General features: G+C 44.4%; 6 protein-coding genes and 2 pseudogenes. 2 read left to right on the forward strand and 6 right to left on the reverse strand.

Translation table 11 applies throughout. The annotated features are described in order from the left end of the window. Window positions 1–267: 267 nt before the first annotated feature. Window positions 268–762 (forward strand): CBO0543 family protein, encoded by a 495-nt coding sequence (locus tag AM506_RS20785; RefSeq protein WP_060674915.1) that lies wholly within the window; start codon window positions 268–270, stop codon window positions 760–762. A 164-nt stretch (window positions 763–926) separates the two neighbouring features. Then, window positions 927–1,367: a hypothetical protein gene (locus AM506_RS20790; RefSeq protein ID WP_235576169.1), complete on the forward strand. Its 441-nt coding sequence runs from the start codon at window positions 927–929 to the stop codon at window positions 1,365–1,367. Window positions 1,368–1,472: 105 nt separating this feature from the next. Here AM506_RS20790 and AM506_RS20795 read toward each other — a convergent pair whose 3' ends face one another. The 6 genes and pseudogenes from AM506_RS20795 to AM506_RS23235 form a co-directional block, all read right to left on the reverse strand. After that, window positions 1,473–1,919: a hypothetical protein gene (locus AM506_RS20795; protein ID WP_060674917.1), complete on the reverse strand. Its 447-nt coding sequence runs from the start codon at window positions 1,917–1,919 to the stop codon at window positions 1,473–1,475. Between the two features lie 143 nt (window positions 1,920–2,062). Further along, window positions 2,063–3,153: pseudogene (locus tag AM506_RS20800) on the reverse strand (M20 family metallopeptidase). 12 nt (window positions 3,154–3,165) lie between these two features. Next, window positions 3,166–4,002: a MetQ/NlpA family ABC transporter substrate-binding protein gene (locus AM506_RS20805; RefSeq protein ID WP_060674920.1), complete on the reverse strand. Its 837-nt coding sequence runs from the start codon at window positions 4,000–4,002 to the stop codon at window positions 3,166–3,168. A gap of 11 nt (window positions 4,003–4,013) precedes the next feature. Then, window positions 4,014–4,676, reverse strand: a complete 663-nt coding sequence (locus AM506_RS20810; RefSeq protein ID WP_060674923.1) for a methionine ABC transporter permease — start codon at window positions 4,674–4,676, stop codon at window positions 4,014–4,016. Continuing rightward, window positions 4,666–5,691 (reverse strand): methionine ABC transporter ATP-binding protein, encoded by a 1,026-nt coding sequence (locus AM506_RS20815; protein WP_060674925.1) that lies wholly within the window; start codon window positions 5,689–5,691, stop codon window positions 4,666–4,668. Before AM506_RS20815 ends, AM506_RS20810 begins: the two co-directional genes overlap by 11 nt. A 137-nt stretch (window positions 5,692–5,828) precedes the next feature. Further along, window positions 5,829–6,000, reverse strand: a pseudogene (locus AM506_RS23235) (group II intron reverse transcriptase/maturase); the annotation flags it as partial.

The following is a 6,000-nucleotide window of genomic DNA, read 5'->3' on the forward strand; positions in this document are numbered from 1 at the left end:
GATTTTCACTCTACTTTTTGGCTCTGAGGGAGAATGTTCTTTTGGTCGGTCTCAAAAGTGTCGTCGAACTTGTATGATCACACCGTACGGCGATGCCCTTACCATCATGTGAAGTGATTCCTCATTATTTTAAATACATATATTTTTTTCTTTTGTAGAACATAAAAATTATCATGTTTGGTGTGATGCTAATAAAAACTGCTCTCAATACAAACAATGGAATTTAAAAAAATCTATTTCCATCTATAAATAAGGGAGGCTCGAATAATGAGACAGCGTTTTGAAAAAAATACTTTAAGGTTTTTAATGGTTTTAGGGTTGTTTATGTCTTTTAAATTAATAAGGAAACCTCCCACTAAAGACTGGATGTTAATTTTTCTATTTAAAGGATATATTGCTTCCATCCTTGATAAATTAGCAGTCACGAAAGATAAAGTCATTTATCCTGTAAATTTATTTAAATGGTTTGACATTAGCTTTATTTTTGACTATTTACTTTTCCCAATAGTATGTGTGTCCTATAACCAAGCTACAAAGACATCTAATGTCTTGGGGATAATAGTTAAATCTTTCTATTTTAGTGTACCAATGAGCATAATGGAGTATTTTTTCGAAACACGAACAAGCTTAATAAAATTTAAAAACGGTTGGAATATTTATACAAGTTTTATAACACTAAATTTGACTTTAATTATTTCTCGAGCATTTATAGCATTAATTAGAAAATCTGATAACACCATTGTTCCAAAGAATAAGGATTAATGGTTTATCAGCTGTTTTTGGGTCAATGTTCTCTATCCCGCTTTAATTACAGAAGCACAATAACCATTTTATTGTTTTTTAAATTTATTTCTGGATAAAATGTCGAAGTGTTCATCAATAGATCACTGAATACCTTAATTTGAACGGATAAGGATGTGTGATATTTGAAACATCGTTTCTTTGCCGCCTGTTTATCATTTACCATGCCTGGTCTTGGACAAATATATAATCGGGACTTTTTAAAAGGAATAGTATTATTATTACTAGAACATATTGTGAATCGGCTTTCTCATATTAATGCAGCTATTATGCTTTCCTTCAATGGTGAACACCTTCAAGCCTTAAACCAGGTAAATTATGAATTTGCCCTTTTTTATCCAGGCTTTTATACTTTTTGCGTGTTTGATTGTGTGTTGAATGCTCAGGAAGATCCAAATAAAGATTGCTCTTTATGGTTTATTTTTTCAGGCTTAGCAGGATGTTTCGGTATAATATATGGCCGGTTTATACCCATGCCATTATTTTTGGTAGGGTTAGCTATGATATGTTTAATGGTAATAGGTACATACGTTTGTTCTAGAGGAGAGACGATTAAAACAACTTAGGACTTAATTTAGATAAACGATAAAAAAAAACCGAACTAATTTGACTCCTTTAAGGTAAATTAGTTCGGATTTCACTAAGAAAAATATCGAATGCTCTATTAATGTTTACTCGCTCATATCTTCCTCCATATCCTTCTCGTTCAAATGATCCTCGACTTCCTGCATGGATTTGAAGTTTGAGACGTCTGTCACTTCAAGTCCATCCGTTTCAACTGCAACAAACCCGTCTGCCGATTGGAGGACTTGTGCTTTGATTTCTTCATTCCCGGTCAAATTGTATTTTTTGACGAGGGTGGTTTTTCCTTTTTCCTCCATCGCTGTTAATTCAGCAGAATAGGAATCGAGATCCATTCCCTTTTGGATACGTTCCTGCAGCTTCTCACTGCTGAGGAACTCCGCTACCGGCTCTTCCTTTTCCTGCGTTTCCTGCTGGTCACTCATTTCTGCCGTATCGCCTGAGTTATTTTCTTCGGGTTCGGCCTCTTCTGAACCGCATGCTCCCAGTATCGAGAGTGCGAAGAAAAGATTTCCTGCTATCATTAGTTTTTTCATGTCATTCTCCTTTCTTTGGTTTCTACGATACTATCTCTCATTTATTCATTATCCTCTTAAGGTTTTTGTTAAACATTGGAACATTCTCTACTAAGCTCCGAATACACAAAAAAGACAGCCATGATGTGGCTGTCTTTTCTTCCTTAGTTACTTGTACCGAACTCTTCCCATATTTCCTTTAAAAGCTGCTTATCCGTCAACAGTTCATACCCCGTTAAGGCAAGTGCCTTTGCCCCGATCACAAGGGCACGGTCACCCTCGGTGGATTTAGCCGCTTCCCTGAATTCGTTCGTGTGGACGACGAGGGATTCGGGCCCGATTTTGATGTAGGGGTGGATGGTCGGGACCACCCGGCTTACGTTTCCGGCGTCTGATGAGCCGAGTCCCTTTCGTTCCGTATCGTCGAATTGTTCGCCCAGTGACTCGATGGAGCGCTGGAATACTTTGTCGAAACGTCGGTTGAGCTGAAAGTGGTCAACTTCATTTTGAATTTTGATGACATTCAGTTTCGTCCCGGTGGCAAGGGCCGCCCCCTCAGCGATCGCTTTCACTTTCTTCGTGACTTCATTGCACGCTTCCCTGGTTGCAGCGCGTATATAGAAGCGGGCTTTCGCGTAGTCAGGGACGATGTTGGGAGCGTCGCCTCCGTGAGTGATGATGCCGTGGATCCGTACATCATCGGTCACGTGCTGGCGAAGGGCGTTAATGCCATTGAACAGCTGGAGCACACCGTCGAGGGCATTGATCCCGTCTTCAGGGGAAGCTGCCGCATGGGCAGATCTTCCTTTAAATTCGAAATCAAGGGGGTCCACCGCAAGGGTTTTCCCTGTCTGCGTTGTTCGGTTGAACGGATGGACCATCATGCAGGCATCCACTCCTTCAAACAAGCCTGCCTTGACAAAACTGCCCTTCGCACTACCGTTCGGGCCGCCTTCCTCAGCAGGAGTCCCGAACACCACCACTTCCCCTCCTGTTTCATTGAGTACGGACGACAGGGCGATGGGGAATGTTTGCGTGCCACAAAGGAAGTCTCATGTCCTGCGACTCCCCTTTCAATAGAGAACCCGTTGGCTTCAAGAAGGGTGGTCAAGGTCTCTGAAGCAAAGAACTCTTCGTTTCCGATTTCAGGTTTGTCGTGGATCTGATGGCTGGTCGACACGAGTTTCACAGCCAATTGATCGACTGCTGAGACGATGTTGTTTTTACGATCGGCAATCACTGCTGGTTGACTCATCTCTTTTCCCTCCTAATGCAATTCACTGACCGGCACGAATGTCGGGATCAGGGAATCTTTGTATGTTTTCTTGATATGTTCCGCTACGTCATCTTGCTGATAGAGCTCAACGATTCTTTTATAGGTCTTGTTGTCTTTATCTTTTTCCTGCGCTGCGATGATATTGATGAACGGCTTGGATTCCGCCCCTTCGATATAGATGCTGTCATCGACCGGGACGAGTCCTGCTTCAACTGCCACACCATTATTGATGATCGATGCCGCAACGTCCGGCAGTACCCTCGGTGTCTGGGCAGCGACGACCGGTGTGAATTCAAGGTTCTTCGGGTTTTCTTTGATGGCTTCAAGACCTTGTGACTGATCAAATCCATCTTTCAGTTGTATCAAACCTGCTTCCTTCAATAGGAGAAGGGCACGGCCGAGGTTCGTCGCCTCTTGAGGAACGGCTACTTTGCTGCCTTTTGGTAAGTCTTCTACCGATTTATATTTTTCCGAATAGATGCCCATCGGTGCGATGATTGTCGAGCCGATCGGTACAAGATCCAGATTATGTTCTTTCACGAAAGAATCAAAATACGAAATCGTCTGGAAGGCGTTCAGATCGATATCCCCATCGGCCAGCGCCTGGTTCGGTCTCACGTAATCGGCAAACTCCACAATCTCGATTTCAATCCCTTCCTTCGCTGCTTTCTCTTTCATATACTCCCAAATCGGCACCCCGGATCCATTCACTCCGACTTTCACAACTTCTTTTTCACCTGAGCCGGATGCACTGTTTCCCGAGCAGCCGCTCAATATTAGGGTGATTAATAGAATAGCTAAACTTGCCAGGCTGATTGATTTTTTCATATTCCTCTCTCCTATCGTCTCCTGATGATTTTTGATAATGTATTTCCTGCTGTCTGAAGTCCCTGCACCATCACGACTAAAATGATGACGGTCACAATCATGACGGATGTTTCAAATCGCTGATAACCGTAAGCGATGGCGAGATCTCCGAGGCCACCGCCTCCGACTGCCCCGGCCATGGCTGATGCGCCGACAAGGCCGATGGTGGCAATCGTGATATTCAAGACCAGTGTACTCAGTGCTTCCGGAATAAGGATCCCGAAGATGATCTGCCACGGCCCGGCCCCCATGGACTCCGCCGCTTCAATGACCCCCGGCTCCACTTCAAGGAGCGAGCTCTCTACCAGTCTTGCAATATACGGTGCCGCAAATACGACAAGCGGTACGACCGCTGCCGCCGTTCCGATCGACGTTCCCACTACCAATCTTGTAAAGGGGATGATGGCCACCATTAAGATGATGAACGGGATCGAACGAAACACATTGATGATGCTGCTGAGTACTGAAAAGACGGCTTTATGTTCGAGTAAGTGCCCCTTCCTCGTCACCACGACGATGATGCCGAGGGGAAGCCCGATCAACGTGGCAAACAGGAGGGAGAATGACACCATCGCCAATGTATCCCATGTCGCTTCTATGATTCTTGGCCAAAATAATTCCCAATTAACTTGCACGCTTCTCCACCTCGCTTACGAATAATCTGTTTTTCCAATATTCCAGGATCTCTTCTGTTTCCTTCTTGCTACCGATGATTTGTACGATGAGATTCCCGAACGGCTTGCCCTGGAGTTCCGTGATTTGACCGAATAATACATTGATATGAGCATTGAATTTCTTTGCCGTTTCAGAAAGGATCGGCGTGCCCGTCGAATCCCCCTTAAAAATGAGGCGGCAGATGCGCCCTTCCTTGCTGTCATTCAATTTATCAAGAACCGATGCCGGCAGCTGATCATTCATGACACTCTTCACAAAGTTTCTCGTCGTCCGTGTCTGCGGATTTGAGAAGATATCGAAGACGCTTCCCTCTTCCACAATTTCTCCATTTTCCATGACCGCGACCTTATCACAGATTTCCCGGATGACTCCCATTTCGTGGGTGATCATCACAATCGTAATGCCATACTCAGCGTTGATTCTCTTTAATAAATTGAGAATCGATTCTGTCGTCTGAGGATCAAGGGCGGAGGTTGCTTCATCGCAGAGGAGAATCGAAGGCGACGTCGCCAGGGCTCTTGCTATCCCGACCCTTTGCTTCTGCCCTCCTGACAATTCATCTGGATAATGCTTCGCTTTGTCTTCAAGCCCGACAAATGCGAGCAACTCCTTTACTCTCTTGTTGATTTTATCTTTCGGCCATTTTGCAAGTTTCAGAGGATAGGCGATATTCCCTGCCACCGTCCGGGATTGAAACAAATTGAAGTGCTGAAAAATCATCCCGATGCGGTGCCGCTCTTTCCTCAGATCGATTGCCGATTGATCCTTTAGGCTGCGACCCTCTATGAAAATATCACCCGAAGATGGTTTCTCTAAAAAATTGAGACAGCGGACAAGCGTGCTTTTTCCCGCTCCACTGAATCCGATCACGCCATAAATCTCTCCCTTCTTCACTTCAAAGGAAACATCCCTCAAAGCAGTGAATGGGCCGTCTTTCGTCTCAAAAACTTTCGTAACATTCTGAACTCTGATCATACAAGACTTGCTCCTTTCCCTATGTATTCTTCTTGATGCCGGTGTTTGAAGGACATGGGTGAAATCGAGTAGGAGGGGATGATTAATCCCCGACCTCTCACACCACCGTACGTACCGATCGGTATACGGCGGTTCAATCAAGATGATTGACGAAGACTTTCATACCTAACGATAAGACTTAGAAGCCCTTGGCGATTCCAGAAGGAATTGCCAAGGGTTTTGTGTAGTATTGGACTTTGTGCGATCCTCCAATAACCCTTTCGGGTATTACCCCACTCATATGCCTTCCATTTTGGAACGCCGAGCGCA

The organism is Rossellomorea vietnamensis (assembly GCF_001305855.1).
Taxonomy (GTDB): domain Bacteria; phylum Bacillota; class Bacilli; order Bacillales; family Bacillaceae_B; genus Rossellomorea; species Rossellomorea vietnamensis_A.